The sequence below is a fragment of the Klebsiella sp. MPUS7 genome (assembly GCF_009905335.1).
Classification (GTDB): domain Bacteria; phylum Pseudomonadota; class Gammaproteobacteria; order Enterobacterales; family Enterobacteriaceae; genus Klebsiella; species Klebsiella grimontii.
The window spans coordinates 62493-87259 of sequence record NZ_CP047604.1 but is presented as its reverse complement, the minus strand read 5'-3'; the positions used below and the strand labels follow the sequence as shown (position 1 = coordinate 87259).

General features: G+C 57.3%; 26 protein-coding genes, 1 tRNA gene and 1 pseudogene. 8 read left to right on the top strand and 20 right to left on the bottom strand.

The genetic code is table 11. The annotated features are described in order from the left end of the window. Positions 1–105: 105 nt before the first annotated feature. The 10 genes from GUC22_RS00435 to GUC22_RS00390 all read right to left on the bottom strand — a co-directional run bounded on the left by GUC22_RS00435 (position 106) and on the right by GUC22_RS00390 (position 11133). A complete protein-coding gene (locus GUC22_RS00435) occupies positions 106–780 on the bottom strand; it encodes a D-lyxose/D-mannose family sugar isomerase (RefSeq protein ID WP_024359696.1) in 675 nt (224 codons plus the stop codon). Continuing rightward, a complete protein-coding gene (locus GUC22_RS00430) occupies positions 761–1693 on the bottom strand; it encodes an ROK family protein (protein WP_024359695.1) in 933 nt (310 codons plus the stop codon). Before GUC22_RS00430 ends, GUC22_RS00435 begins: the two co-directional genes overlap by 20 nt. 50 nt (positions 1694–1743) lie before the next feature. Beyond that, a complete protein-coding gene (locus GUC22_RS00425; RefSeq protein ID WP_049131707.1) occupies positions 1744–2604 on the bottom strand; it encodes a ketose-bisphosphate aldolase in 861 nt (286 codons plus the stop codon). An 80-nt stretch (positions 2605–2684) separates the two neighbouring features. After that, a complete protein-coding gene (locus GUC22_RS00420; RefSeq protein ID WP_004137661.1) occupies positions 2685–3536 on the bottom strand; it encodes a class II fructose-bisphosphate aldolase in 852 nt (283 codons plus the stop codon). 11 nt (positions 3537–3547) lie between these two features. Then, the gene (locus tag GUC22_RS00415) at positions 3548–4639 is read right to left on the bottom strand and encodes a PTS fructose transporter subunit IIC (RefSeq protein WP_004137659.1); all 1092 of its coding nucleotides are present in this window, start codon (positions 4637–4639) and stop codon (positions 3548–3550) included. 23 nt (positions 4640–4662) lie between these two features. After that, positions 4663–4977, bottom strand: a complete 315-nt coding sequence (locus tag GUC22_RS00410) for a PTS fructose transporter subunit IIB (protein WP_004126741.1) — start codon at positions 4975–4977, stop codon at positions 4663–4665. A gap of 21 nt (positions 4978–4998) precedes the next feature. Then, the gene (locus GUC22_RS00405; protein ID WP_004126743.1) at positions 4999–5469 is read right to left on the bottom strand and encodes a PTS sugar transporter subunit IIA; all 471 of its coding nucleotides are present in this window, start codon (positions 5467–5469) and stop codon (positions 4999–5001) included. A gap of 10 nt (positions 5470–5479) precedes the next feature. Beyond that, positions 5480–7051 (bottom strand): BglG family transcription antiterminator, encoded by a 1572-nt coding sequence (locus tag GUC22_RS00400; RefSeq protein ID WP_160183317.1) that lies wholly within the window; start codon positions 7049–7051, stop codon positions 5480–5482. 355 nt (positions 7052–7406) lie between these two features. Then, positions 7407–9725 carry an alpha-xylosidase gene (yicI, locus tag GUC22_RS00395; RefSeq protein WP_024359692.1) on the bottom strand — a complete coding sequence of 773 codons (2319 nt, stop codon included), beginning with the start codon at positions 9723–9725 and terminating at the stop codon, positions 7407–7409. 13 nt (positions 9726–9738) lie between these two features. Then, a complete protein-coding gene (locus GUC22_RS00390) occupies positions 9739–11133 on the bottom strand; it encodes a glycoside-pentoside-hexuronide family transporter (RefSeq protein ID WP_049087305.1) in 1395 nt (464 codons plus the stop codon). Between the two features lie 291 nt (positions 11134–11424). Here GUC22_RS00390 and GUC22_RS00385 point away from each other — a divergent pair. Further along, positions 11425–11519, top strand: a tRNA-Sec gene (locus GUC22_RS00385). Between the two features lie 38 nt (positions 11520–11557). Here the strand turns inward: GUC22_RS00385 and GUC22_RS00380 are convergent. Beyond that, the gene (locus GUC22_RS00380; protein ID WP_004855540.1) at positions 11558–11749 is read right to left on the bottom strand and encodes a toxin-antitoxin system HicB family antitoxin; all 192 of its coding nucleotides are present in this window, start codon (positions 11747–11749) and stop codon (positions 11558–11560) included. 326 nt (positions 11750–12075) lie between these two features. On the opposite strand from GUC22_RS00380, the pseudogene GUC22_RS00375 reads away from it, so the two are divergent. After that, positions 12076–12603 (top strand): annotated as a pseudogene (locus GUC22_RS00375) (virulence RhuM family protein); the annotation flags it as partial. 93 nt (positions 12604–12696) lie between these two features. Here GUC22_RS00375 and GUC22_RS00370 read toward each other — a convergent pair. Continuing rightward, positions 12697–13302 (bottom strand): shikimate kinase, encoded by a 606-nt coding sequence (locus GUC22_RS00370; protein ID WP_024359690.1) that lies wholly within the window; start codon positions 13300–13302, stop codon positions 12697–12699. Between the two features lie 185 nt (positions 13303–13487). On the opposite strand from GUC22_RS00370, the gene GUC22_RS00365 reads away from it, so the two are divergent. From GUC22_RS00365 to GUC22_RS00355, 3 genes are all read left to right on the top strand, one after another. Beyond that, entirely contained in the window at positions 13488–13955 is a 468-nt protein-coding gene (locus GUC22_RS00365; RefSeq protein WP_049131727.1) for a DUF3237 domain-containing protein, read from the top strand. Positions 13956–14067: 112 nt separating this feature from the next. Further along, complete coding sequence (locus GUC22_RS00360; protein ID WP_160183315.1) at positions 14068–15075, top strand: zinc-binding alcohol dehydrogenase family protein; 1008 nt, start codon at positions 14068–14070, stop codon at positions 15073–15075. A 1-nt stretch (position 15076) separates the two neighbouring features. Continuing rightward, positions 15077–15415, top strand: coding sequence for a putative quinol monooxygenase (locus GUC22_RS00355; protein WP_004137644.1), 339 nt, complete (start codon positions 15077–15079; stop codon positions 15413–15415). Here the strand turns inward: GUC22_RS00355 and GUC22_RS00350 are convergent. Continuing rightward, positions 15412–16365 (bottom strand): GlxA family transcriptional regulator, encoded by a 954-nt coding sequence (locus tag GUC22_RS00350; protein WP_024359685.1) that lies wholly within the window; start codon positions 16363–16365, stop codon positions 15412–15414. The two genes, GUC22_RS00355 and GUC22_RS00350, sit on opposite strands and share 4 nt — an antisense overlap. 14 nt (positions 16366–16379) lie before the next feature. Then, positions 16380–17159 (bottom strand): MBL fold metallo-hydrolase, encoded by a 780-nt coding sequence (locus GUC22_RS00345; protein WP_064371532.1) that lies wholly within the window; start codon positions 17157–17159, stop codon positions 16380–16382. 169 nt (positions 17160–17328) lie between these two features. Here GUC22_RS00345 and GUC22_RS00340 point away from each other — a divergent pair, with 169 nt between their 5' ends. Further along, complete coding sequence (locus GUC22_RS00340) at positions 17329–17883, top strand: NUDIX hydrolase (protein ID WP_098141447.1); 555 nt, start codon at positions 17329–17331, stop codon at positions 17881–17883. Here GUC22_RS00340 and GUC22_RS00335 read toward each other — a convergent pair. From GUC22_RS00335 to GUC22_RS00320, 4 genes are all read right to left on the bottom strand, one after another. After that, positions 17875–18735, bottom strand: coding sequence for a DMT family transporter (locus tag GUC22_RS00335; protein WP_049131725.1), 861 nt, complete (start codon positions 18733–18735; stop codon positions 17875–17877). The genes GUC22_RS00340 and GUC22_RS00335 overlap by 9 nt on opposite strands. A 24-nt stretch (positions 18736–18759) precedes the next feature. Continuing rightward, positions 18760–19569, bottom strand: a complete 810-nt coding sequence (gene nlpA / locus GUC22_RS00330; protein ID WP_049131726.1) for a lipoprotein NlpA — start codon at positions 19567–19569, stop codon at positions 18760–18762. Between the two features lie 260 nt (positions 19570–19829). Then, positions 19830–20300 carry a DUF1348 family protein gene (locus GUC22_RS00325; RefSeq protein ID WP_024359683.1) on the bottom strand — a complete coding sequence of 157 codons (471 nt, stop codon included), beginning with the start codon at positions 20298–20300 and terminating at the stop codon, positions 19830–19832. Continuing rightward, complete coding sequence (locus GUC22_RS00320; RefSeq protein ID WP_024359682.1) at positions 20300–20926, bottom strand: pyridoxamine 5'-phosphate oxidase family protein; 627 nt, start codon at positions 20924–20926, stop codon at positions 20300–20302. The genes GUC22_RS00325 and GUC22_RS00320 overlap by 1 nt, the downstream gene beginning before the upstream one ends. A gap of 102 nt (positions 20927–21028) precedes the next feature. On the opposite strand from GUC22_RS00320, the gene GUC22_RS00315 reads away from it, so the two are divergent. Further along, a complete protein-coding gene (locus GUC22_RS00315; protein ID WP_160183314.1) occupies positions 21029–21943 on the top strand; it encodes a LysR family transcriptional regulator in 915 nt (304 codons plus the stop codon). On the opposite strand, the gene GUC22_RS00310 is transcribed toward GUC22_RS00315, so the two are convergent. Continuing rightward, complete coding sequence (locus GUC22_RS00310) at positions 21940–23436, bottom strand: MDR family MFS transporter (protein ID WP_024359680.1); 1497 nt, start codon at positions 23434–23436, stop codon at positions 21940–21942. The genes GUC22_RS00315 and GUC22_RS00310 overlap by 4 nt on opposite strands. 80 nt (positions 23437–23516) lie before the next feature. Between GUC22_RS00310 and GUC22_RS00305 the strand changes: the two genes are divergently transcribed. Continuing rightward, on the top strand, positions 23517–24164 hold the full coding sequence (locus GUC22_RS00305; RefSeq protein WP_154948611.1) for a TetR/AcrR family transcriptional regulator: 648 nt from the start codon (positions 23517–23519) through the stop codon (positions 24162–24164). Between the two features lie 112 nt (positions 24165–24276). On the opposite strand, the gene GUC22_RS00300 is transcribed toward GUC22_RS00305, so the two are convergent. Next, positions 24277–24693, bottom strand: coding sequence for a GNAT family N-acetyltransferase (locus GUC22_RS00300; RefSeq protein ID WP_154948609.1), 417 nt, complete (start codon positions 24691–24693; stop codon positions 24277–24279). Between the last annotated feature and the right edge of the window lie 74 nt (positions 24694–24767).

Genomic DNA, 24767 nt, shown 5'->3' with positions numbered 1-24767 from the left:
TGTCATCAATCACCAGAATGAAATGAACGTTACTTTTTTAGACAAAATGGAATAAAAAAACCCTCCGCTAAAGAGGGTGGTGGATTCGGCAATGTCTATCTTTTTTCAGCACCCATACTCACTGCACAATAACCATTTTTTTGGTTCATCTTCCTGAATCATCGGGAAGCGGCCGCTCTCTTCCAGAAAACGGTTATCGCGCTTATCATCGTTCACCATCGAAATTTCCCAGCCCATCACCAGCGCGTTTTCAGCCCAAAAACGGTGGTACAGCGTGGGCGGCAAGCAAACACCCTGTCCGGGGTTAAGAACCAGGGTTTCTGCCGGTTTCAGCGTGCGCTGGCGGCCATCAACCGCGACGCTCACGCTGCGCTGCATATCCAGCCGTTCATCTTCTGTTGCCCATGCCAGCTGCAGACAGAGCCGGCCACCGCCGCGGTTCAGAATGTCTTCCATTTTGTGATAATGAAAATGCCAGGGGGTTTGCTGATCCTGCTGAATCTGCAACATCTTCTCGGCGTAGGGTTTGGGATAGCGCGAATCGCCCGGCGCGCCATTGCGCAGGGTCAACAGCGTCAGTCCGGTTTCCTGAAAACGGCCGCTGCCAAAATCGGTAATATCCCAGCCAAGCTGTAGATCCCGAACTTCTCGCCACTCTTCAGTCCGCTTTTTCGCCCAGATATCGGCGGTAAAGCTGGCAAACTCGGGTAAGCAAATGCGAAAGGACTCGGCGATAGCGTGCGCTTTATCAATCGCGTAGTTAATCTGTGAACGTTTCATTTTCGACTCCGCTTCGGACGGCTAGCCAGGCTGCGCCGCGCATGCCGCTACTGTCGCCATGTCGGGCAGGCACGATGGGGGTAATGAAATGGTCGGTAAACACCAGCGGGGCGACATCCGCCTCCAGGTCGTTCACCAGCAGCGCCACGTTAGACAGACCGCCGCCGAGAACAATCACGCCGGGATCGATAAGATTCACCACCGTCGCCAGCGTCCGCGCCAGCTGCTGGCGAAAGCGCAGCACCTGCTCGCAGGCGGCATGCTCGCCCTCCAGCGCCCGGGCGATAATAGCCTGACTGCTGAGCGCCTCTTGGGTCAGCAAACGATAGCGCGCGCTCAGCCCGGTGCCGGAAATAAAGGACTCGACGCAGTTATATTTTCCGCAATAGCAGCGCGCGGGCGGCCCATCGTTGACCTCCTGATATCCCGGCAGCGTGATATGCCCACACTCCGCCGCAATCCCTGACGCGCCGGGGAAAATCTGGCGATTAAGCGCAATACCGCCCCCGCATCCGGTCCCCAGCGTCATGCCAAATACCAGTGAATAATCGGCGCCTGCGCCATCGCAGGCCTCTGATAAAGCGAAACAGTTGCCATCGTTCGCCAGCACAACCGGCTGGCCCAGGCGCTGCTCAAGCTCATCCTGTAAGCGGCAGCCGTTGATGACCTGAATATTGGCATTGCGGATCTTGCCGCTCTGCGGGGAGATACTCCCCGGCAGGGCGATACCGATAGCCAAAGGCTGAGCCAGCTCATCACCAATCGCGGTGATTAACTCCACCAGCGTTGCAATAAACTGCTGCCGGGTCTGTTTTCGCGTTTCAACGCGAAAACGCCTCCATTCATGGCCCTGTTCATCCATCACTACGGCAGCGATTTTGCTCCCGCCGATATCCAGCCCCAAATACTTCATACCGGCCTCCTTATTCATAGCGAGGCAGGTTTCCCCGCCCCGCCGGGGGATCAGTACAGGCTGGCCTTGCCGGTTGAGCCAAACAGCTTCATTTTGTGGCGAATCACCTCGCGCGCGGCGTTAATCGGCTCCGGGTAAATCACATTCGGATCCCACCAGGTCTCTTTTGCCAGAATTTCGCGCGCTTTCTGGAAATAGGCATACTTCATATCGCTGGAAATATTGATTTTGCCGACGCCAAGCGTAACGGATTCCGCAATTTCCGTATCCGGATTAGCCGAGCCGCCGTGCAGCACCAGCGGAATCGACAGACGTCCGGCGATATCGCGCAGAATGTGCATCTGCAGCTTCGGCTGCATTCCCTTCGGATAGATACCGTGCGCGGTGCCAATCGCCACCGCCAGCGTATCCACGCCGGTGCGGGCGACGAAATCTTCCGCCTGCGCCGGGTCGGTATAGGTCACTTCTGACACGCCGCCTTCCACGGAAGTCCCGGTCTGGCCGATGGTCCCCAGTTCACCTTCCACCGACACGCCTACCGCGTGCGCCAGCCGCACCACCTCGCGGGTCAGGGCCACGTTTTCTTCATAGGGCAGCAACGAGCCATCGATCATCACCGAGGTGAAGCCGCACTGGATAGCACGTAAAACATGTTCCACCGATGCGCCATGATCCAGATGCAGGGTGAAAGGCACGCGGCTGCGCTGGGTGATATCCCGCACGTAGCTAAAAAACGCGTCGCCAACAAAATCGTGCTCGCTGGGGTGAATGGAAATAATCGCCGGCGTATTTGTCGCTTCCGCCTCTTCCACCACGGCGCGAATAAAACAGCTATCCGCCACGTTAAATGCGCCGATAGCAAAACCGTGTTCACGGGTGGGTTTAAGTAATTCTTGCATTGAAACTAACATCGTTATTCTCCAGTTTCAGGGTGTAGTAAGCCTTGCCAGGGCATACGGGCGCCAGCATGGAAGGCGTTACTGAAAGTTAATCAGGCTTTGTTGATAGAGCCGGATGCGCGTAAATAGGGGACGATGGCGTCAGCGCTGGCCTGCTCCATCACCGATAGCGCATCGGCCAGCTCAATGGTGCTGTCGTGGCACAGGGTGTGCAGCAGCGCCGCTTTCCCCGCTTCAAATACCGCCGCCCCAACGTTGATTTTTGCGACCCCGAATTCCGGGCAACGTTGCAGCTGCTCGAACGGCGTACCGCTCCCGCCGTGCAGCGCCAGCGGCACGGATGACGCGCGCTGTATCTGTGCCAGGCGGTCGAAATCGAGCATCGGTGTTACGCCGGGGGCGTACATACCGTGGGCGGTTCCCACGGAGACCGCCAGCAGGTCAATCCCGGTCTGTTCGATAAAGGGAGAGACGTCCTGCGGCTGGGTCATTAAATCGGCATTGCTGGCCTGGTCGTAGCGCGGCGCATCCGCCAGGTGCCCCAGTTCGCCCTCCACGCACAGCCCAACGCTGGCGGCCAGTTCAGCGACCGCTCGGGTCTGGCGGATGTTCTCCGCCAGCGCGAACGCCGAAGCATCGATCATTAATCCACTAAATCCGGCGCGGAAAGCCTGACGTATTTTTATCGGGTCTTTGCCGTGATCGAGACTTAACGTCACGGGTACGCTCGCTTCTTCCGCCAGTACCCTGACTACCGCCGCCGCCGTCGTCGCCGGAAAGTGCGACAGGTGACCCTGATACAGGTTGAGAATAATCGGCGCGCGATGTTTTTCCGCCACGCGCACCGCCGCGCGTGCGCTTTCCAGGTTCATGCAGTTAATCGCCAGCAGGGCATACCGTTCACGCCAGGCTTTGATCACCATACTTTTCATATCGGCAAACATAGGGCCTCCGTTTATTCGAGGGTAAAGGTGATTTCGTCGTCTTTGACCTTTTGGTCGTTCAGCTCATCAAACTCTTCATCGCGCTCGGTTACCGGCTTTTTCCACAGCGAGAGCATCACGCCGCAAATCACGGTGCCAATCGCCAGAGAGAGGCAGAACAGCAGGGGATGCGTAAAGAGCGGCACCACGAACATCCCACCGTGCGGCACCGGACTCTCGACGCCCCAGGTCATGATCAGGCCACCGGCCACCGCTGACGCCACCACGCAGGATCCCACGACGCGCAGCAGATCGCGGGCGGCGATGGGGATCACCCCTTCGGTGATCATGCAGATCCCCATCGGGAACGCGGCCTTCAGGGCTTCGCGTTCGGCACGGGTATATTTATGGCGGGTCAGCAGGAACGAGAGGGTGATACCGAACGGCGGGATTATCGAACCCACAAACTTCACCGCTTCCGGGCCGTAAACGCCGCTGACCAGCAGACCATCGGCAAACAGCGACATGGTTTTATTCACCGGACCGCCGAAGTCGAAGGTCGCCATGGCGCCAAGGATGGCGCCCAGCAGGAAACGCGAGCCGCCCTGCATCGACTCCAGCAGGTGGATCAGCGCGTCCTGCAGCCAGGCAATGGGCTTGCCGATCAGAGTCATCATCAGCAAACCGCTAATAATGGTGCTTAATACCGGCAGCACCATAATCGGCATCAGCCCCTGCATCGACTTCGGCAGCCGAATATAGTGCTTCAGCGCCAGTACCGTGTAGCCCACGAGGAAGCCGCCCAGCATGCCGCCAATAAAACCGGTATGAATTTGCCCGCAGACAAAACCCACGATCAAACCCGGAGCAAATCCAGGACGATCGGCAATGGAGTAAGCGATAGCGGCGCAGATCAAGGGTACAATCAGCCCCATTCCCCAGCCGCCGATTTGGTTTAACATCCACGGAATGGTGCCGGTTTTCTCGCCGACGTTCGTCCCGCCAAGGACTTGTCCCAGCGCGATACAGATCCCGGCGGCGACGATCAGCGGTATCATCCATGAAATACCGGTTAATAAATGCTTCTTAATTTCCTGTGAGACGGGAGTTTTATTCTCACTCATGGTAGATCCCTCCAGATTAAGGATCAGGCATTCGCTAAGGATTTTTCGACCTTTTCGATAAACTGAATCGGCGACTTAATCACGACTTCCGTTTTTACTCTGACAATCCGTTTATTTTTAAAACGCTCTTCGCCTTTGATTTTCACATCAATGGCAAGAATAACGACATCCGCAGCGTCAATATCTTCCGCCGCCAGTTCATTTTCAGTACCAATGGTTCCCTGGGTTTCGACTTTGACATTGTGGCCCAGCGCTTTCGCGCCTTTAATCAGTTTCTCACGTGCAATATAAGTATGAGCAATACCTGCGGTACAGGCAGCAACACAGACAATATTCATCTCGGACTCCGCTAGTTATTGTTAGTAAATATCCGACTCGGCATATTGGTTAAACAGATCAATAATCCTCTGCGGACTGGTTTCTTTGAGCAGTTGTTCAATAATGTCATCATCCGCCAGCGCGCCAGCGACCTGAGACAATAAGCGAATATGGGTGGTATTTTGATCTTCCAGACGAACGGCAAATAAAATAATGCAGCGTACCTGGCTGCCGTCCAGCGTTTCCCAAGCGATATCCTGCCGGGTGCGGCCAATGGCAAGGGTGGTATTAACAACGGCGGACGACTTTCCATGCGGGATCGCAATATGATTTTCAAACCCCGTTGAGCCTTCCGACTCACGCTGCCAGACATCCTGAATAAAGGTTTCGCGACAGCTTATCGCCCCGTCTTTTTGTAATAAGTCGGTTAACTCCTCGATGGCTTCCGCTTTATTCGTAGCGTGCATATCTAACAAAACGCGTTTGGTGTTTAAAATCCTGGTTATGTCCATATTCTTTACCTCATGGATATAAAACTTCATTATCTACAGCAGATATTGCCGCGCGATGTAATTTGTCGGTAATGATTTTCTCCGTAACCCGTCGGATATCGGCATCATTAAAAAATGCGCTAACATAGACTACCGGCAAAGCTATTTCCTGCAGATTAATCGTCGAAATAACCAGTTCAATCTTGTCCTGCGGTTGAAGGGTATGCAGGCTGCTTGCCGAAACTACGCCGACGATGGTCCAGTCAGGAAACGCTCTCAACACTCTACTTTTCAACAGATGAGATGTGCCGATTCCCGTAGAACAAACCAGCAGAACGCGCTTGCTGGCGACCTGCCTTTCCATCGCCGCCTGGAAATGAACGGTGAGATAGCCAACCTCGTCGTCGGAAACCGCGCACTCGCCCCAGCCGCTGAAAACCTGATTGACGGCCCGCTGGGTGAGCGGCCATACGTCCGTCAGCTCACCCTTGATATCCTCAAGCAGAGGGTTACGAATATAAATCCGAAAATTAAGGCGGTTAATGAGCGGCTTTATATGAATGAGCAGACCATCGTATAACGCGCGATCGGCGGTTAAATCGATATCAATCATGGTAGAAAAGGCGCTAATCAGGCGACCCGTGATTTGTCTGGCCTCATCGCTTGAGTGCATATAGCGCGCCATGCTGACGTCATCACGCTCTTCCACCATAACGCCGGATGAGATGATGTACTGATAAATAAACCAGACTTCATCTTCCGGCAGCGAATGGTCAATCCGCAGTTCAATTTTACGCAGCATATTCTGGGCAACACTAAATATCGTCTCATCAAAAATCTGCTGCCCCTGTTCACGCCGCGGTAAGGCGTTTCCACGGGTAATGCGATACATCATAATCAGGATATGGGTGAAGATATTCACATAATACGGTTCGCCTAATGACCAGCACAGCTTACGCTCCATTTCCTGTAATAATGACTGTACAAATATAACGTCATCTTCACCAAAATAATGCACCAGCGCTTTATAGCTTCCTGAGTCCAGCCGGGAATGAATAATACAGCCGGGCTCATTATGATTAATTACCCCATTAATTAACGACGCCATCGCCTGGCGGACGCTGTTTTCACTGCCTTCGATATGCGTCCCGCTCTGGCTGCGGATCAGCGTTAAGCCGAGCGGCGTAATCCAGGATTCAATAATTTTCAGGTCATTAACGATAGAAGCGCTACTGATAAAATAACGCTCAGAGAGCTTATTAATTGATGTCTCCCGCGGCGTCTCACTTAACAGCTGCGAAGCAATTTTCACACGCCGGGAGTTATTCATCATGACATTGCTGTCCTCCCCCTCGTTACCGAGTAATTGGTCTAATTGCAGCAGGTCGGTGACATTATCAGCGATCAGCATCACGCCGGCGCCTGAGCGTTTGTCGATCGTCATTTTCCACTCAGATAACCACTGTTCTAAAAAGCGTAAATCACGCTGAACCGTTTTTTCTGACACATTTAAATATTCGGCAATTTTCATCAGCGTAACGTATTCTCTGCGGGGCAGGAGAAATTTCAATAATCTGTTCTGTCGTGAGGTAATCATTTGCATTATTTACCCTTTTTGCATACCAGATTAATGGCTGGAGACATCGCGATACCACGCGAGCGCTACATAAATCATTGAGGATAAATATAAGTAGCTGAGGCGTAAACAACAATACTAAATTTTGTCCAGACATCCGGACAGAAATAAAACGAAGAGAGGGATTAAGGAATAATTATAATTCAGATCACATTTCAGGAAGAAATATACGTGATAGCGATCTCAATTCACCATAAGAATATACCTGGGAATGGTAAACCGCCTTTAGCCGGATAGCATTCCCGGAGGCGGCGCTTGACGCGCCTTGTCCGGGCTACGGGTCCGCAGATGGCTGTGAACCCGTGCTTCAGGAAGCAAAAACTTACAGCGTGATGGTCAACGCATTGCCCTGCGCGGTCACCACCACGCCCAGCTCACTGCCAGCCTGAGCGCCGCCCTGCACGCCCGCTACCTGCTGGATATTGCGCAGGCATAGCGTCCAGCCGCTGGCCTTGCCTTCGCCGCTGACGGTGATGGCGTTGCCCTGGCGTTTCGCCTTCAGCGTAAAGACCACCGACCCGTCCGCGGCCGGCACCTGGCAGACGGCTTCGCGACCATCGTCGAGGTTGAACAACTGGAAGGCGGTACCTTCGTTCCACGCGTAGTCCGGCTTCTGGTCGTTGTTGCCCAGCGCCAGCAGAGTGTTATCGCGCACGTACACCGGCAGGCTCAGCACGTCGTGATTCTGCTTATGCCAGCGGCTGCCCTGGGCTTCGTCGTTGCGCCACAGATGGGTCCAGCGGCCTTCCGGCAGCCAGAACTGCACATCGCCCGCTTCGCTAAACACCGGCGCCACCAGCACTGAATCCCCCAGCATGTACTGCCGATCCAGATAGTCGCAGGCCGGGTCGTGCGGGAACTCCAGCATCATCGAACGCAGCATCGGCGTACCGAACTCATTGGCCAGCGCCGCCTGACGGTAGAGATAAGGCATCATGCGGCATTTCAGCTGCGTGAAGTGACGCACCACGTCGCAGGACTCGTCATCGTAAGCCCACGGCACGCGATAGGATTTGCTGCCGTGCAGACGGCTGTGGCTCGACAGCAGGCCGAAGGCGCACCAGCGCTTGTAGACGTGGGCGGGCGCGGTGTTTTCGAAGCCGCCGATATCGTGGCTCCAGAACCCAAAGCCGGACATGCCGATCGACAGGCCGCCGCGCAGGCTTTCCGCCATTGATTCATAGTTGGCGTAGCAGTCGCCGCCCCAGTGTACCGGGAACTGCTGCGCGCCCACCGAGGCGGAGCGGGCGAACAGCACCGCTTCTTTCTCGCCGACGGTCTCTTTCAGCACGTTCCACACCAGCTCGTTATAGATGAAGGCGTAGTGGTTGTGCATTTTTTGCGGATCGGAACCATCAAACCACTGCACATCGGTCGGGATACGCTCGCCGAAGTCGGTCTTGAAGCAGTCAACGCCCATCGCCACCAGGCCTTTCAGCTTGTCGGCATACCACTGGCAGGCTTGCGGATTAGTGAAGTCATAAATCGCCAGGCCCGGCTGCCATTTATCCCACTGCCACAGCGAACCGTCCGGACGTTTCAGCAGATAGCCTTTCTCCTGCAGCTCTTTAAACACCGGCGAGCGCTGGCCAATATACGGGTTGATCCACACGCAGACCTTCAGCCCTTTCTCTTTCAGCCGTTTAATCATGCCTTCCGGGTCCGGGAAGGTCAGCGGATCCCACTCGAAATCGCACCACTGGAAGGCTTTCATCCAGAAGCAATCGAAGTGGAACACGTGCAGCGGCAGATTACGCTCCGCCATACCGTCGATAAAGCAGTTAACCGTCGCTTCGTCGTAGTTGGTGGTAAACGAAGTGGTCAGCCACAGGCCGAAAGACCAGGCTGGCGGCAGCGCCGGACGCCCGGTAAATCGGGTATAGCGGTTCAGCACCTCTTTCGGGGTCGGGCCGTCGATCACGAAGTACTCCAGGTGCTCGCCTTCGACGCTGAACTGCACCTTAGAGACTTTCTCGGAGCCGATTTCGAAAGAAACGCGCTCAGGATGGTTAACCAGCACGCCGTAGCCGCGGTTAGTCAGATAGAACGGGATATTTTTGTATGACTGTTCGGTGCTGGTGCCGCCATCTTCGTTCCAGGTGTCGACCGTCTGACCGTTGCGCACCAGCGCGGTAAAGCGCTCGCCGAGGCCGTAAACGGTGTCGCCGACACCGAGATCCAGGCGCTCGAACATATAGTTGCGGTTGGTTTTCGTATCCTGCACGTAGCCGTCGTTTTTCAGCTGGCTACCGGTAATCCGCACGCCGTCGCGCAGGAAATCCAGCGACCAGAAGTCGCCTTTCGTGACGCGTGCGGTCAAATTGCCGCTCTTCAGCTCGGCAAATTCAGCGCCGTTGTGAATTTCCACCTTCACATCTTTTACAACGTTCAGTGGGTAATGCGGGCCGTTGTTCAGCGCGCCCTGGAAGTGCTCCATGCGTACGCCGATCACCCCTTCCTGCGGTGAGAAGAAGCGCACGGTAAATAGCGGAACGTCCAGTTGGGCGGCGCGTTCGCGAACTTCGCGCGACGCCACATAGACGACCATCTCGTTACCTTGCTGCTCAACCTCATAGACCTGCACGGGCTGGATCAGATTGAGCCCTGGTTGAATAAGCCAGTTTCCATCACTGATTTTCATGAATAGCTTCCTCTTAGTTTTGCAATTCTTTGCCGTTCGGCGCTGCAATGAATTCCTGCTCGTTGCGACGCGCCCCCTGAGCCAGCTCCGCCATCATTTTTTTCAGGAACGGGGTTTTCAGGGTGTAGTAGCGTTTAGCGATAACCGCGCTCAGCAGATAGCAGACCGCCGGAGCGAGGGTGAACAATGAGATGATGATGGTGATAGTGGCGCTGTTCTGGGTTTTGGCCGCGGCATCGTAACCGCCGCCCGCCAGCATCCAGCCAATCAGCGCGCCGCCCAGCGCAAGGCCCAGCTTGAGCACAAACAGGGTGCCCGCAAAGCTGATGCCGGTCAGGCGTTTACCGTTGCACCATTCGCCGTAGTCGACGGTGTCGGACATCATCACCCACTGAATCGGCGTCACCAGCTGGTGCAGCACGCCAATCACGAAGATAAAGGCGAACATGGTGATTTCGGCGTCCATCGGCACGAAGAACATCGCCACGCTCAACGCCGCCAGCAGGGCGTTGGTCCACCAGAAGACGCTAACTTTGCATTTCCAGTCGGTGAGCGGCTTCGCCAGCGCCGAGCCAATCAGGTTGCCGACGCAGTAGGTGGTGAGAAAGGCGGTGAACAGGCCAGCGGATCCCATGATCCAGGTGGTGTAATACATCATCGCGCCGCCGCGAACACAGACCGCGAGGATGTTGAGGATGGTCAGCAGACCAACGACACGCCACTGATCGTTGCGCCAGATATCGCGCAGGTCTTCCCGCATCGAGGTAGAGCTCGGCGGCGCTTCGACGCGCTCTTTGGTGGTGAAGAAGCAAAACGCCAGCATCAGGAAAGCGATCACCGAGAGCACCGCGATGCCGCCCTGAAAGCCAAAGGCTTTGTCTTCGCCGCCGATAAAGTTCACCAGCGGCATCATCAGCACGGTGGAGAGCATGCCGCCCGCCGTCGCCAGCACAAAGCGCCAGGACTGCAGGGAGATGCGCTGCGTTGGGTTGTCGGTGATAACCCCGCCCAGCGCGCAGTACGGAATGTTAACGACGGTGTAGAGCAGGGTCAGCAGCGTGTAGGTGACCGCGGCGTAAATCAGCTTGCCGTTATGGCTCAGGTCCGGCGAACTGTAGGCCAGTACGCAGACGAGGCCGAACGGAATCGCGCCGAACAGGATCCACGGGCGGAATTTCCCCCAGCGGCTGCGGGTACGGTCGGCCAGCAGCCCCATGCAGGGGTCGGATATCGCATCCAGCGCGCGGGCCAGCAGGAACATGGTGCCGACATAGCCGGCAGGAATACCAAAGATATCGGTATAGAAAAACATCATATACAACATGACGTTATCAAAAATGATGTGGCTCGCGGCATCGCCCATGCCGTAGCCAATCTTCTCTTTGACGGACAATATATGATCTTTCATCGCACACTCTTCTCTCAGCGCTACCGCGGGTTGGTACCGGTTACATGCTTTGTAAACCATCCGCGCAGTAAGATGAATTGCGATATCTCATAATCAAATTACGTTTCTTGTTTTATGTGATCCCGGTAGCCTGAAAGAGTGTTTAAAAGTGTAAGCCACGGATTTTGCAAGGAATTGTTTAAGAAGGTTCTGTAAAGTCCAGTTTTAACAGTAAAAAAGTGCGTTTGGGTATGTGGTTAATGCAGGAAAGTAGCTATAATGCGCCCCGCCTCCATGTAGCAATCGAGGCGCGGAAGATCGTCATCTCCGGTGAGGTGGCTGGACTTCAAATCCAGTTGGGGCCGCCAGCGGTCCCGGGCAGGTTCAACTCCTGTGATCTTCCGCCAGTTCAATCATCTTTATCCATATGAACTTATCCAGAAAATCAGCCTTTCGGTTCAATGCCTTTCGCTTTTAGCGCGCTTCTCGCCAGTTCTTTAAACCAGCTCGCGAGACTCACTCCCTCTTCCGCTGCCACAGCATCCAGCTGTTCCTTTAATGCCGGATCAATGCGCATTTTAAACTGCGGAGACTGACCGCCGCCCTTTGGTTTTTTTTCGCGCGCTATGATTGACATGAGGCCACCTATCCAACTAATCTTAACTTATAGGAGGCCACCTAAAAGCCTCTTGTACAGACAACGCTCCGATGTGCGGGAACCCAGCCGGAGCGTCTAACCACACCAACTATCAAGGAGTTGATTATAGCTGATTTGCATTCTACCCCAGGCTTTGCCGTTTCCGGAATAGAGCATCAACAACACGCTTCATCTCGTCTGACGCCCGGACATGTTCGCCTTCAGGATAGCCGCTCCCAAATGACGCCGGGTTAATCGTCCGTCTAATGAAATTTATGCTCTTCTGACATACTATGCGAACCAAAGCAGGTTAACCCGGAGGCTATATGGCAAATGAACACTTAACGTCGTCCCCCATAGGCGAGTTCGTTATGTTTGCCAGCGGTGATGGGAAAGTACGTGTTGAATGCCGCTTTGAAAGCGATACACTTTGGCTCTCGCAGGCAATGATCTGCGAACTCTATGGTAAAGCGAAAGCCACCATCAGCGAGCATATAAAGCATATATTTGAAGAAGGCGAACTTGAGGAAAATTCAGTTGTTCGGTTTTACCGAACAACTGCCAGTGATGGAAAAAATTATCAGGTTCAACTCTTTAGTTTGCCTCTGATACTTGCCGTTGGCTATCGCGTTCGCTCCCCTCGCGGCACTCAGTTCCGCCAGTGGGCGACCCAGACGCTCCAGGAATACCTGATCAAAGGTTTTGTGATGGACGATGAGCGGTTAAAAAATCCGCCTGTTGGTACATCGGCTGTACCCGATTATTTCTATGAGATGCTGGAGCGCATCCGCGATATTCGCGCCAGCGAACGCCGTGTTTATTTGCGCGTACGAGAGGTATTTACCTGCTGTGCTTGCCTTTCTGCCGACCGGCGCCTTGCCCGGCCTACGCGATCCGGGATTATCTTTAGGCCTGTGCAATTCCCACAGGGCTGTGTTGCAGGATGCTTAGTTATACAATCCCAGCTTCTGTGATAGTTCACTCAGCTCACGCATCGCCTCCAGGCTTTTTTGTTTCCGCTGTTCCGCAGCCACCTTCTCCCGCACCAGCTCCGCCACCCTCTCCGGCTCCTCAGACGAAACTACCCGGCAATCGTCTAATGCACAATATTCCCTAAAGCGCTGGCGGAACTTCATCTCTTCTTTTTCTCTGACCAGACCAAAGCCGCGCATCAGCTGGCGCGCGACCACGATGCGCGTAGCGATATCGATATCCTCTGAAGGCAATAGCAGGATGGAATACCCGGACTGCCGCACAAGCTGCCGATTCCCCGCGACAATCTCCGGGCAGACATCGGTGGCAAGAAATCCCGAGGAGAGCACCACCACTCGTTTTTTATGCGGATTCTCCGCCAGCAGGCGAGAGCATAGCGCGGCGTTATCACGCACATAGCGCTCGTATCCATTGCGCTGAATATATTGGCGAATATTTAAAAGCTGCTCGCAAAATTCGCTATCGAGATCGATAAACCGGTAGTTCATCGCCTGCGCCAGCAGCGCTCCAACCGTGCTTTTTCCCACCCCGCCGGGGCCAATCAGAAATAGCGTATTCATCTTTACTCCTCGCGTCCGTGTGAAAGCATTATGTCAGCAGAATACGCCAAATAATGCCGCGATCGCGGCCGTTTTTGTTCACTCCCATCTCCCCAGCCAATCATTTCCATCCAATGTTTGCGTTATTCCCTTCACCTTTAAATCCTTACACTAACGGGATAACGTGGCTTAAAAGGAGACCAATGATGACACCCGAACTCAAACACAGCTTCTCTATCACCATTGAGGTCGACAAACCGGTCATCGTCTCCCGCAGCCCGCAGAGCGGGAAACGTCAGCTGATCCCTATCCTCAGCGGAATCGTACGCGGTGAGCTCAACGGCCACGTCTTACCCGGCGGCGTCGACAGCCAGATCGTCGAGCCTGACGGCACCTGCCGCCTCTCCGCGCGCTATGCATTACACGTGGAAGAAGGCACGGTATACATCGAAAACAACGGCATTCGCCGCCTACCCGAAGAGTACAAAGAACGTCTTTTCGGCGATGATATGCGCTTTTTTAGCGATATTCCGCCGGAATCTATCTATTTTCGCACCGTACCGGCTTTTGAAGTGGATACGCCGGCGCTGCGCTGGCTCACCACCTCGCTGTTTATCTGTTCCGGCGGCCGCACGCAGGACGGCGTGATGCTCGATTTTTATCGCGTCCGCTGATTTTCACTTTTTCAATATAACTGTTATCGCCGTCGGGCCATTTTTCCCCCGCCTGCCGCGGTCTATCCTCAATACATTCAAACGATGAACTTCATTCAAAACCGGAGAGTGTATGAAAGCGATCGCCATTACTCGCGCAGCGACCGAAGGCAGCAATATTCCTTTTTTAACCGACATCGAGCTGCCGCAGCCGGTTGCCGAGGGGCATGACCTGCTGGTTGAAGTGAAGGCCATTTCCGTCAACCCGGTGGATACCAAAGTCCGCGCCGGGTTTAACGCCGATACCCCACGCGTGCTGGGCTGGGACGCGGTCGGCGTGGTGAAAGCCGTCGGCAGCGCGGTGACGCTGTTCGCCGCGGGAGATGAAGTGTGGTACGCCGGCGCGCTGGGCCGCCCGGGCAGCAACAGCGAGTTTCAGTTAGTGGACGAACGCATCGTCGCCCGCAAACCGCGTTCGCTGGATAACGCCTCCGCCGCCGCGCTACCGCTCACCGCCATCACCGCCTGGGAGCTGCTGTTCCACCGCCTTGGCGTAGAGGAAGGCGGCAACGCGGGCGACACGCTGCTGATCGTCGGCGCGGCGGGCGGCGTCGGTTCGATACTGACCCAGCTCGCCAGCAAGCTGACCGGCATGACGGTCATTGGCACCGCCTCGCGTGCGGAAAGCCAGAAATGGGTACGGGAAGCGGGGGCGTATCATGTTATCGATCACAGCAAACCGCTCGCCGACGAGCTGGCGCGGATTGGTGTTAAAACGGTGACCCATGTCGCCAGCCTGACCAATACCGACCAGCACTATCCGCAGCTGATCGCCGCTCTCGCACCGCAGGGCAAGCTGGCGCTTATTGACGACCCGGAAACCCTCGACGTCGTGCCGCTGAAGGCAAAAAGCATCTCCCTGCACTGGGAATTTATGTTTACCCGCTCGATGTTCGCAACGCCGGATATGATCGCCCAGCATCAGCTGCTGACCCGCGTGGCGGCGCTGATTGACGACAACACCATTAAGACCACCCTCGGCGAGCACTACGGCGCCATCACTGCCGCCAACCTGCAAAAAGCGCACGCACAGCTGGAAACCGGGCGTTCGGTGGGCAAAATCGTGCTGGAGGGCTTTTAAGATGAGCAACGAAGCGATCTCGATTATCGCAGTGCTGAAGGCAAAGCCGGGCCAGCAAGATGCGCTGCGGCAAGCCCTGCAGGCGCTCCTGCTGCCGACGCGTCAGGAGCCGGGCAACCTCGATTACGCCCTGTTTCAGCTGCGCGACGCGCCGGATACGTTCTATATGCGCGAATCCTGGCGCAATCAGGAAGCGCTGGACGCGCATGTCGCCCTGCCGCACTTCCAGAATTTTATCGCGCAGATGAATAACCTGCTTGCCGAACCGCTGCGGCTGGATTACCTGACGCCCGTCGAGCACGGCACCGTCGCCGATATTGAGCTGATTCGCGGCGGCTAAGCTCCGCGGCGAAAGGTGCGCCGCCACTCCGCCGGGCTGACGCCAAAGCGCGCTTTAAACTGCTGGCGCCAGGTCACGGCGGAGCGATAGCCCACCTCCTCCGCCACCTGCCCGACCGGTAAATCCCCCGCCTCCAGCAGGTGCTGGCTGCGCCGCAGGCGCTCGGCGGCCAGCCAGTCGGCGATGCCCATCCCGGTCGCTTTGGCGAAATGGCGGGTCAGGGTCCGGCGGCTCATCGCCGCCACCTGCGCCAGCGAGTCGAGATTATGCGGTTCGCGAATGTGCTGCTGAAGATACTCAAGCAGGCCGTTTATCCGCGCGTCGCGGGTGTTTTTCGGTACCGGCTGGGCGATAAACTGCGCCTGGCCGCCCTCACGGTGCGGTGGGACGATCATCCGCCGGGCGATCTGATTGGCGACAAGGCTGCCAAAGCGCTGACGAATGAGATACAGGCAACAGTCGAGCGCCGCCGCGGTACCCGCCGAGGTGATAATCCCCTCATCGTCAACGTACAGCGCGTTGATATCCAGCCGCACCTGCGGAAACAGGCGCTGAAAATCCTGCTCAAACTCCCAGTGGGTCGCCGCGCGCCTGTCGTCCAGCAGCCCGGCGTAGCCGAGTACAAACGCCCCGAGGCACAGGCCGACGATCTGCGCGCCGTTATTGCGCGCGCGAACCAGGCCGTCCAGCAGCGACTGCGGAGGGCGCTGATTTACCGCCCCCCAGTAGGGCACCACCACGATATCCGCCTGCTCCAGGAGGGAAAAATCGCCGCTGGCGTTCAGCGCGAATCCATCGCGGGCGCTCAGCAGCCCGGGCCGTTCGGCGCAAATATGCAGGTTAAAGCGTTTGGTTTCCGAGACCGTATCGCCAAATAGCATACAGGGCACCGAGTAGTGGAACGGGCTAAACCCGTCCACCGCCACAATCGCCACTTCCGTGAGTTTCATCGCCCGCTCCGCTTTTAAAAGACCATACTTTCCCCATCCTGAGGGATACTGACCGCCTCGGCAATCTGATTGTCAGCCACGTACTGGCGCAGCTCATCGCGGCTGAGCAGACAGTGGTTCACCGCTTCCAGATGGCTGGCGACGATTTTGGCCTCCGGCAGGGTGAAGTGCGCCTTCAGCACATCCTCTTTGCCCATGATGATCGGCCCAAAACCGATGACGTGCGCATACCCGGCATTCAGCACCACCACGTCAGGGCGCAGCCTGAGCATGTCGGCTTCCACCTCATCGCGCCAGATAGTATCCCCTACCAGCCACAGAGTTTTCTCCTGCGGATGGCGCAGCACCACGCCGCAGGCTTCGCCCAGGCGCTCGGCCATTGCCGGCACCGCATAGGTGCGGTCGCTGCCGTGCTGGCCCGAGGTGGTTTTCACCAGCGAAACGTCTGCAAACGCGCTGTCCTCAGAGAGCAGACGAATATCGCGAAAGCCCTGGCCGCGCAGCAGCTGAGCGTCGGCGTCATGCTGGACGTAAACAGGCAGGGTTTTGGGGATCGCGGCGATCGCCGCCTCGTCCCAGTGATCATCATGGGTGTGGGTGACGATAACGGCATCCACGTCAACGATCGCTTCAATGGAAAAAGGTAATTCCACCAGTGGGTTACGCAACTCGCTGCGCGCGGTACCGGCGAAGCCCGCCCAGGCGCCCTTGGCTGAAAGCATCGGGTCAATCAAAAATTTTTTACCCGCATATTCAATAAGCTGGGTAGCATTACGCACATGGGTGATTTTCATGATGTTCATTCCTCTTCGCGGTTATCTGGCGAACATCGTACGTCCCACAAGCCTGGCGCAATATGGGCGTTTGGGCAATGATCGATGAAATCGGGCCAATCTGCGACGGTTGCCATTGGCTCCCGGCTATGGTGTGCTGAACGCTCAACTTTGAGGAACAGTGGCTACGATGAAAAAGAAACTCACCTCCGCCGATATGCACGATGTCGAGGTTCTGGCAGACACCCCTTGGTTCAGCATGCGCAAGGTCGGGATTGATATGGCGCCCGGCGATCGGCAGGATTTTTACTCCATTCACTATCCTCGCCCGGCTGTAGGGATTGTGGCGATGCAGGATGACAAAGTGCTGCTGATTCGCCACTACCGTTACCTGATCGATCGGGTGGTGTGGGCGATTCCTTCCGGCGGCGTCGACGAAGGCGAAGACCCGCGCGAGGCGGCCCTGCGCGAGCTGCGGGAAGAGACCGGCTGGCAGGCGCAGCGCGCCGACGAAATTATCCGCTATAACCCCTCCTACGGCAGCAGCGACCAGCTGTTTATTACCTGGCTGGCCCACGATTTGACCTGGGTGGGAATGGATGAAGATCAGGACGAAGTGATGGAAACGGGCTGGTTTACCCTCGAAGAGATAGGCCAGCTAATCGCCCGCGGCGAGATGCCGGACGGGCTATCGCTGGTGCCGCTGCTGCATCTGATGGCGCAGCGGCGCATCGGTTTAGCGTAGCGGCTTCAGCATCCGCCAGCGGAACCACAGCTGAGCGACGAGGATCAGCAGGCCGCCGATAATTTTCTGCAGCGGTAGCTGTTCGCCGTACCACAGCGCGGCGGCAATCACCGTCAGCAGCGGTTCCAGCACCATGATAATCGCCGCGCTGGCGACCGCCGCGTACTTCTGCCCCTTCATTTGCAGGCCGAAGCGCAGGCTGGTGGCGATAACGATGCTGGCGAGCAGCCAGCCGAAAGTCGGCAGGGTAAACGGCTGGCTCCAGCTTTCAACGACGGCGGAGATCCCAAGCCCGACGAGCCCGGTGATGCCAAGCTGTACGGTGGTCAGCGGGATCAGCGGCACCTCGCGGGCGCTTTTGCTGGTGTAGCAAAACCAGATCGACTGCACCAGCGCGGTCAGCAGAAACCAGCCCTGGCTGGGGTGAAACGCAATCGGCATATGCAGGCTGAGTAAGCCGAGACCGACAACCGCAATCGGCAGGCACTCCCAGTAGGCCCGCGCCGGCCGCGCCTTCATCATCACCCAGGCGGTAAGCGGCACGAACAGCATCGACAGGCTCATAATGAACGCCCCTTCGCCCAGCGACGGGGTCGTCGATACCGAGTAGATCCACAGGCACAGGTTGAGCGCAAACCACAGGCCGCTGATAATCATGCGCGGCCAGTGCTGCCTCTCGACGCGCAGGCCGCGACAGAAAGGCAGCAGCAGCAGCGCGGCGAAGAAAAAGCGCAGGCCGAGGAAAGCGAAAACCGGCATGCCAGCAATCGCTTCACGGGAAAAAATCCATCCGCAGGCGGCGATAACCGTCGCGGCTATGAGCAGCAAATCAGCCTGGCGTTGCCGGGTCATCGCCACGTCTCCTTGTGTGAAAAATTACCAGCCGGGCACCGCGCCGCCGTTGAAGATCGTCTCCGCCGCCTTCGCCACTTCCGGCGACTGGTAGGAGTGGATAAACGCTTTCACGTTTTCCGCGTCTTTGTTGTCTTCGCGGGTCACGATGATATTCACATAGGGCGAGTTTTTATCTTCAATAAAGATACCGTCGCGCACCGGGGAAAGGCCCGTTTGCTGCAGGTAGGTGGTGCTGATGATCGCCACGTCGACCTTCGGGTCGTCGATGACGCGCGGCAGCTGCGCTCCTTCCAGCTCCATAATTTTCAGGTGATGCGGGTTGTCGGTGATATCGACCGCCGTCGGCAGCAGGCCGGTGCCCGCTTTAAGGGTAATCAGCTTCTCCTGCTGCAGCAGAAGCAGCGCGCGGCCCAGATTGGTCGGGTCGTTCGGAATGGCGATGGTCGCGCCGTCTTTCAGATCGGCGACGGATTTTATTTTGCGCGAGTAGCCCGCCATCGGGAAGACGAAGGTGTTGCCCACCGCCACCAGACGATAGTTGTGGGCTTTATTATCCTGTTCGAGGAACGGGCGATGCTGAAAGACGTTGGCGTCCAGATCGCCAGCGTTAGTGGACTCATTCGGCAGCAGCGAGCCGCTAAAGCCCACCAGCTCGACGTCGAGGCCATATTTCTCTTTGGCCACTTTCTTCGCCACTTCCGCCACATCCTGTTCCGCGCCGTTAATGACGCCGACTTTAATGTGCTTCGCATCGCTGCCCTTCTGGTCGCAGCCCGCCAGCAGCAGGCTCGCCAGCACCACGGCGGCGGCTGTCCGTAAACGCAATTTCATTGTTATAACCCCGTCAGTCCATAGAAAATCGTTATTATTTTTCGTCTGAAACTATAACGACTTTAGGGCGAGGTTTTAAACGCAAAAACCGCAACCGGAAATAAAATCATCTTCCGCCTTTCTCCCGGGGGCGGCGCAATGCGCCTGCCCGGGCTACGGGTTCACCGTCGGCTGCGATCGCGTAGCCCGGACAGGTGCGCAGCGCCGTCTCCGGGGATCTCTTCAACGGTGAGGTTCATTTCGCAGAACGGGGACGCGCCTTACAGCCCCAGCTCGCTCAGCCCCGGGTGATCGTCCGGGCGACGGCCCTGGGGCCAGTGAAACAGACGCTCGCTCTCGGTGATGGGCAGATCGTTGATGCAGGCGTAGCGCGTCTGCATCAGTCCGTGCTCGTCGAATTCCCAGTTCTCGTTGCCGTAGGAGCGAAACCAGTTGCCGCTGTCGTCGTGCCACTCATAGGCAAAGCGTACCGCAATACGGTTATCGCTCCACGCCCACAGCTCCTTAATCAGCCGGTACTCCTGCTCTCTACGCCATTTGCGCTGCAGGAAGTCGATAATCTGCGTTCTGCCGTGAACAAATTCGCTGCGGTTGCGCCATTCGCTATCGACGGTATAGGCCAGCGCGACCTTAGCGGCATCGCGGCTGTTCCAGCCATCTTCTGCGGCACGGACTTTTTGCGCGGCGCTCTCGCGGGTGAACGGCGGCAGAGGCGGACGTTGTTCGGTCATCATGAATCTCCTGTTTGAATACGCTGCTGCAGGCGCTGGTTTTCCCGCTCCAGTTCGTCAATACGCTGTTGCAGCGTCTGGCTATACTCCGCCACCTGCTGAGCGGTGTAGCGGGGAGTAATATGCTGGGGGCAGTTCCAGTCAAAAGCCTGCAAATGAAAACGGTAAATACGCTCAATCCGGGCCCGATAGTTCGCCGGCGCGACCCGCGCCAGCAGCTGCGGGTCGGCATCCGCCGCCACCACCTCTACGGTGGCGTAGATTTTCAGCCTGGCACGGCGCGGGTAATCCATCAAAAACAGACAGGCCCGATCGCTGCCGCGCAGGTTGCCGGTGGTGATGTACTGTCGATTACCGGAAAAATCCGCCATCGCCAGGGTGGTGTCATCCAGCAGATGCAGAAAGCCCGCCGGGCCGCCGCGATGCTGAATATAGGGCCAGCCGGTTTGCGAAAGGGTGGCCAGATAGAAGCTGTCGCGGGTGGCAATCATCGCCTCCTCGCTGGCGCCGAAGCGCTCACCCCGGCGCTGGCGATGCGGCGACTGCCACAGCTCATCGCTGCCCATTTCATGCTGGACAGCCATCACGTCCGGCGTCATGGCGATATCAAGAAATTCTGCTGGCATAGGTCCTCCCGATGCGTTGCGGCGTAACTCATCATGGACTGTGCAGGCAGAAAAGATAATAGTGGCAATATGACAATCATCTTTCCGAAAAACGGGATAATTATGGACCGACTCAGCGCGATGGCGTTGCTGGTGAAAGTGGCCGAACTCGGCAGCATGTCGGCGGCGGCGCGGGCGTTAAATATGCCCCTGACCACCGTTAGCCGCCAGGTTGGCGAACTGGAAAATACCCTCGGCGTGCGCCTGATGATCCGCACCACCCGCAAGCTGACGCTGACCGATACCGGCGTCGATTATGTCGCCGCCGCGCGGCGCATTCTCGAAGAGGTGGAGAACGCCGAGCGCCAGGCGGCGGGCGAATATCAGGAGCCAAAAGGCGAGCTGGTTCTCTCGGCGCCGACCATGTTTGGCCGTCAGCATGTTTTACCGGTGGTGACGGATTTTCTCGCCCGCTACCCGCAGATTCGCGTCCGTTTACTGCTTAGCGACCGCAACGCCGATCTGGTGGGCGATCATATTGATTTAGCGGTACGGATCGGCGCGCTACCGGACAGCGGGATGGTGGCCACCCGGCTGGGCGAAATGCGCATCGTCACCTGCGCGCACCCGGCCCTGCTGGAAAAGCACGGCATGCCGCAACGCCCGCGCGAGCTGGCCGCGCTACCGATCGTTCGTATTGAATCGCCGATGCCTTATCGCGGCTGGCGCTTTAACGCCGAAGAGGCGGAGGACCGGCTGGTGGCGCTGCAGCCGGTGCTGTCGCTGACTACACCCGAAAGCGCCGCCGACGCCGCCCGTCTGGGGGCAGGCGTGGTGCGCCTGCTGCACTACCAGGCGATTGACGGTCTGGCCTGCGGCGAGTTGACGCTTTTCCTGCAGGCGATGGAACCAGAGCCTGCGCCGGTGCACCTGCTGTACACCTCCCGGGATCTGGCTCCGCTTAAGCTGCGTAAATTCATCGATTTCGCCGCGCCGGCTCTGCGCCAGGCGCTGTTGCGTATCGCCGCCGCCGTCTAGCGTGCGCCGGTTTTCAGCGGCGCTTCTTTCAGTAGCCAGGAGAGCGCAAACGCCACCGCCATAATGCAGGCTGCCATCAGAAACGCCGCATGGATAGCGGACCCGAAGGCGTCCAGATAATCGAGGCGGATCTCCGCCGGGAGATTCTGTACCGCCGCCGGGTTCAGCGCCCTCGGCAGCTGTGCCCCTTCCGGTAGCAGGCGCAGCAGGTTGCTTTGCAGCACGTGGGTAAATACCGCCCCGAACAGCGCCACGCCGATAGAACCGCCAATCGATCGAAACAGCGTGACCCCGGAGGTCGCCACGCCGTACATCTGCGCGGGCATCGCGTTCTGTACCGCCAGCACCAGCACCTGCATCACCAGCCCCAGGCCTGCTCCCAGCACCCCGGTAAACAGGTACAGCTGCCACATCGCGGAGTGGATGGTGATGCGCGTCAGCAGCACCATGCCGACGACCCCCAGCAGGGTGCCGATAATCGGAAACACCCGATACTTACCGGTACGGCTGATAATGCGCCCGCTGATGATTGACGTCAGCAGCAGGCCGCCCATCAGCGGGATCAGCTGCAGGCCCGCCTCGGTCGGCGTCGCCTCTTTGACCACCTGTAAATAGAGCGGCAGGAAGGTCACCGAGCCGAACAGCGCCATGCCGATAACAAAGCCAATCAGGCTGCACAGCAAAAAGCTGCGGTTGCGGAACAAGGAGAGCGGAATAATCGGCTCGCTGGCCAGCCGCTCTTCATGAATAAAGCCGATAATCCCGACCAGGCCAAAAGCCAGAATGCACCACAGCTGCGGGTCGCTCCACGCGCGGACGCTGCCGCCCTCGGAGGTAAAAAGGATGATGCACAGCAGCGCCATGCTGAGGTAGATCGCTCCCAGCCAGTCGATCTGGTGCTGGCTACGCTTGTTGCTGCTGTGAAAGACCGCGCCGATCACCAGCAGCGCAAACAGCCCCAGCGGCAGGTTGATATAAAAAATCCAGCGCCAGGAGGCGTGCTGTACCAGGAAACCGCCGATTAACGGTCCGATCACCGTCGCCAGACCAAAGACGCCGCCGAATAACCCCTGATAGCGGCCGCGATTCGCGGGCGGGATGACGTCAGCCACCGCCGCCATGCTGATCACCATCAGGCCGCCGCCGCCCAGCCCCTGCAGGCCGCGCATCAGCACCAGTTGGGTCATATTTTGCGCCAGCCCGCAAAGAACGGAACCGGCAAGAAACAGCACAATCGCCACCTGCAGAACGACTTTTCGCCCGAAGAGATCGCCGAATTTGCCGTACAGCGGTACCGCGATGGTCGAACTCAGGATATAGGCGGTGACCACCCACGAGAGTTTATCCAGACCGCCAAGTTCGCCGACAATGGTCGGCAGCGCGGTGGAGACGATGGTCTGATCCAGCGCCGAGAGCAGCATCACCAGCAGCAGGGCGCTGAAGAGCAGGCGGATCGAGGGCACCGCCGGTTGGCTGGCGATTTCAGATGTCATAGCATGACTCGCTTGAAATTAATTAAATGCATAATTAATATTTAGGGAAATGATGAATCTGGTCAAGGGATCGCCACAGGATGTCAGCACAAAAAGACAATGAAGCCCCGCGTCGGCCCGGTCGCCCGCGCGGGCAGAAATCCGGCCCCGCCAACCGCGAACAGCTGATGGATATTGCCCTGGCGCTGTTTGCCCGCCACGGGATCGCCCGCATTTCGCTGAACGCCATCGCCAAAGAGGCGGGGGTAACGCCCGCGATGCTGCACTACTACTTCAGCTCGCGCGAAGCGCTGGTGGAAAAGCTGATCGAGGAGCGCTTTATGCCGCTGCGCAGCGAAATCGGGCAGATTTTTGTCGCGCATGGCGACGATCCGGTCACCGCTTTTACGCTGCTGATTGAAACCCTGGCGGCCATGGCGGAGAAAAACGCGTGGTTCGCGCCGCTGTGGATGCAGGAGATCATCGGCGAGATGCCGGTGCTGCGCCAGCAGATGCACGCGCGTTTTGGCGATGAGAAGTACCACAAGACGCTGGAGACGGTGCGCCGCTGGCAGCAGCAGGGCAAGCTTAATCCGGCGCTCTCCCCAGAGCTGCTGTTTACCACGCTGATAAGCCTGGTGCTGGTACCTTTTTCCCGCACCCACACCGATCCGCGGCTGCAATCGGTGGACAAGCAGATGATTGTCAGCCATGCCCTGGCGCTGATAGGCAGCGGGATCGGCGGCTAATTCTCCCCGGCTCGCGCTGCGCTTAGCCGGGCTACAGGTTTACAGCCGTCTGCGTTCGGGTAGCCCGGACAGGCGCACAGCGCCGCCTCCGGGAGGTCTCCTGGGGGCTGCTTTACAATACTTTCGACAAATAATGGCGCTGCATACCCACGTGCGGGAAGTCCGGCAGCGACATCTGCAGCTGATAGCCCAGCTTCTGATAAAACGGCAGCGCCTGAAAGCTGAACGTATCCACCAGCATATGGCTGCAGCCACGCGACCGCGCCTGAGATTCCGCTTCATACATCAGCTCGCTGCCCAGGCCGCTGCCGCGCGAAGCTTCGCTGACCCACAAATACTCAATGCACAGCCAGCTGCCCTTGCGTTTGGCAATCAATCCCCCGCGCATCTCGCCAGCAGCATCGCGTGAATAAACGCCCAGCTCGCCGAACTGGGCTGGGTCAAGAAAGCGCAGATTGAATTCCCGCAGCCCCGTCAGCAGCTCTTCTTGATCGGCGGGATTAATGTTCTCTGTTATTATTAATGTCATTGATTATCTCCATCTTTTATTTTTCATAGACCATTCACCATCCTACTTTCACAAAATATCCTTTTTTTCTCCAT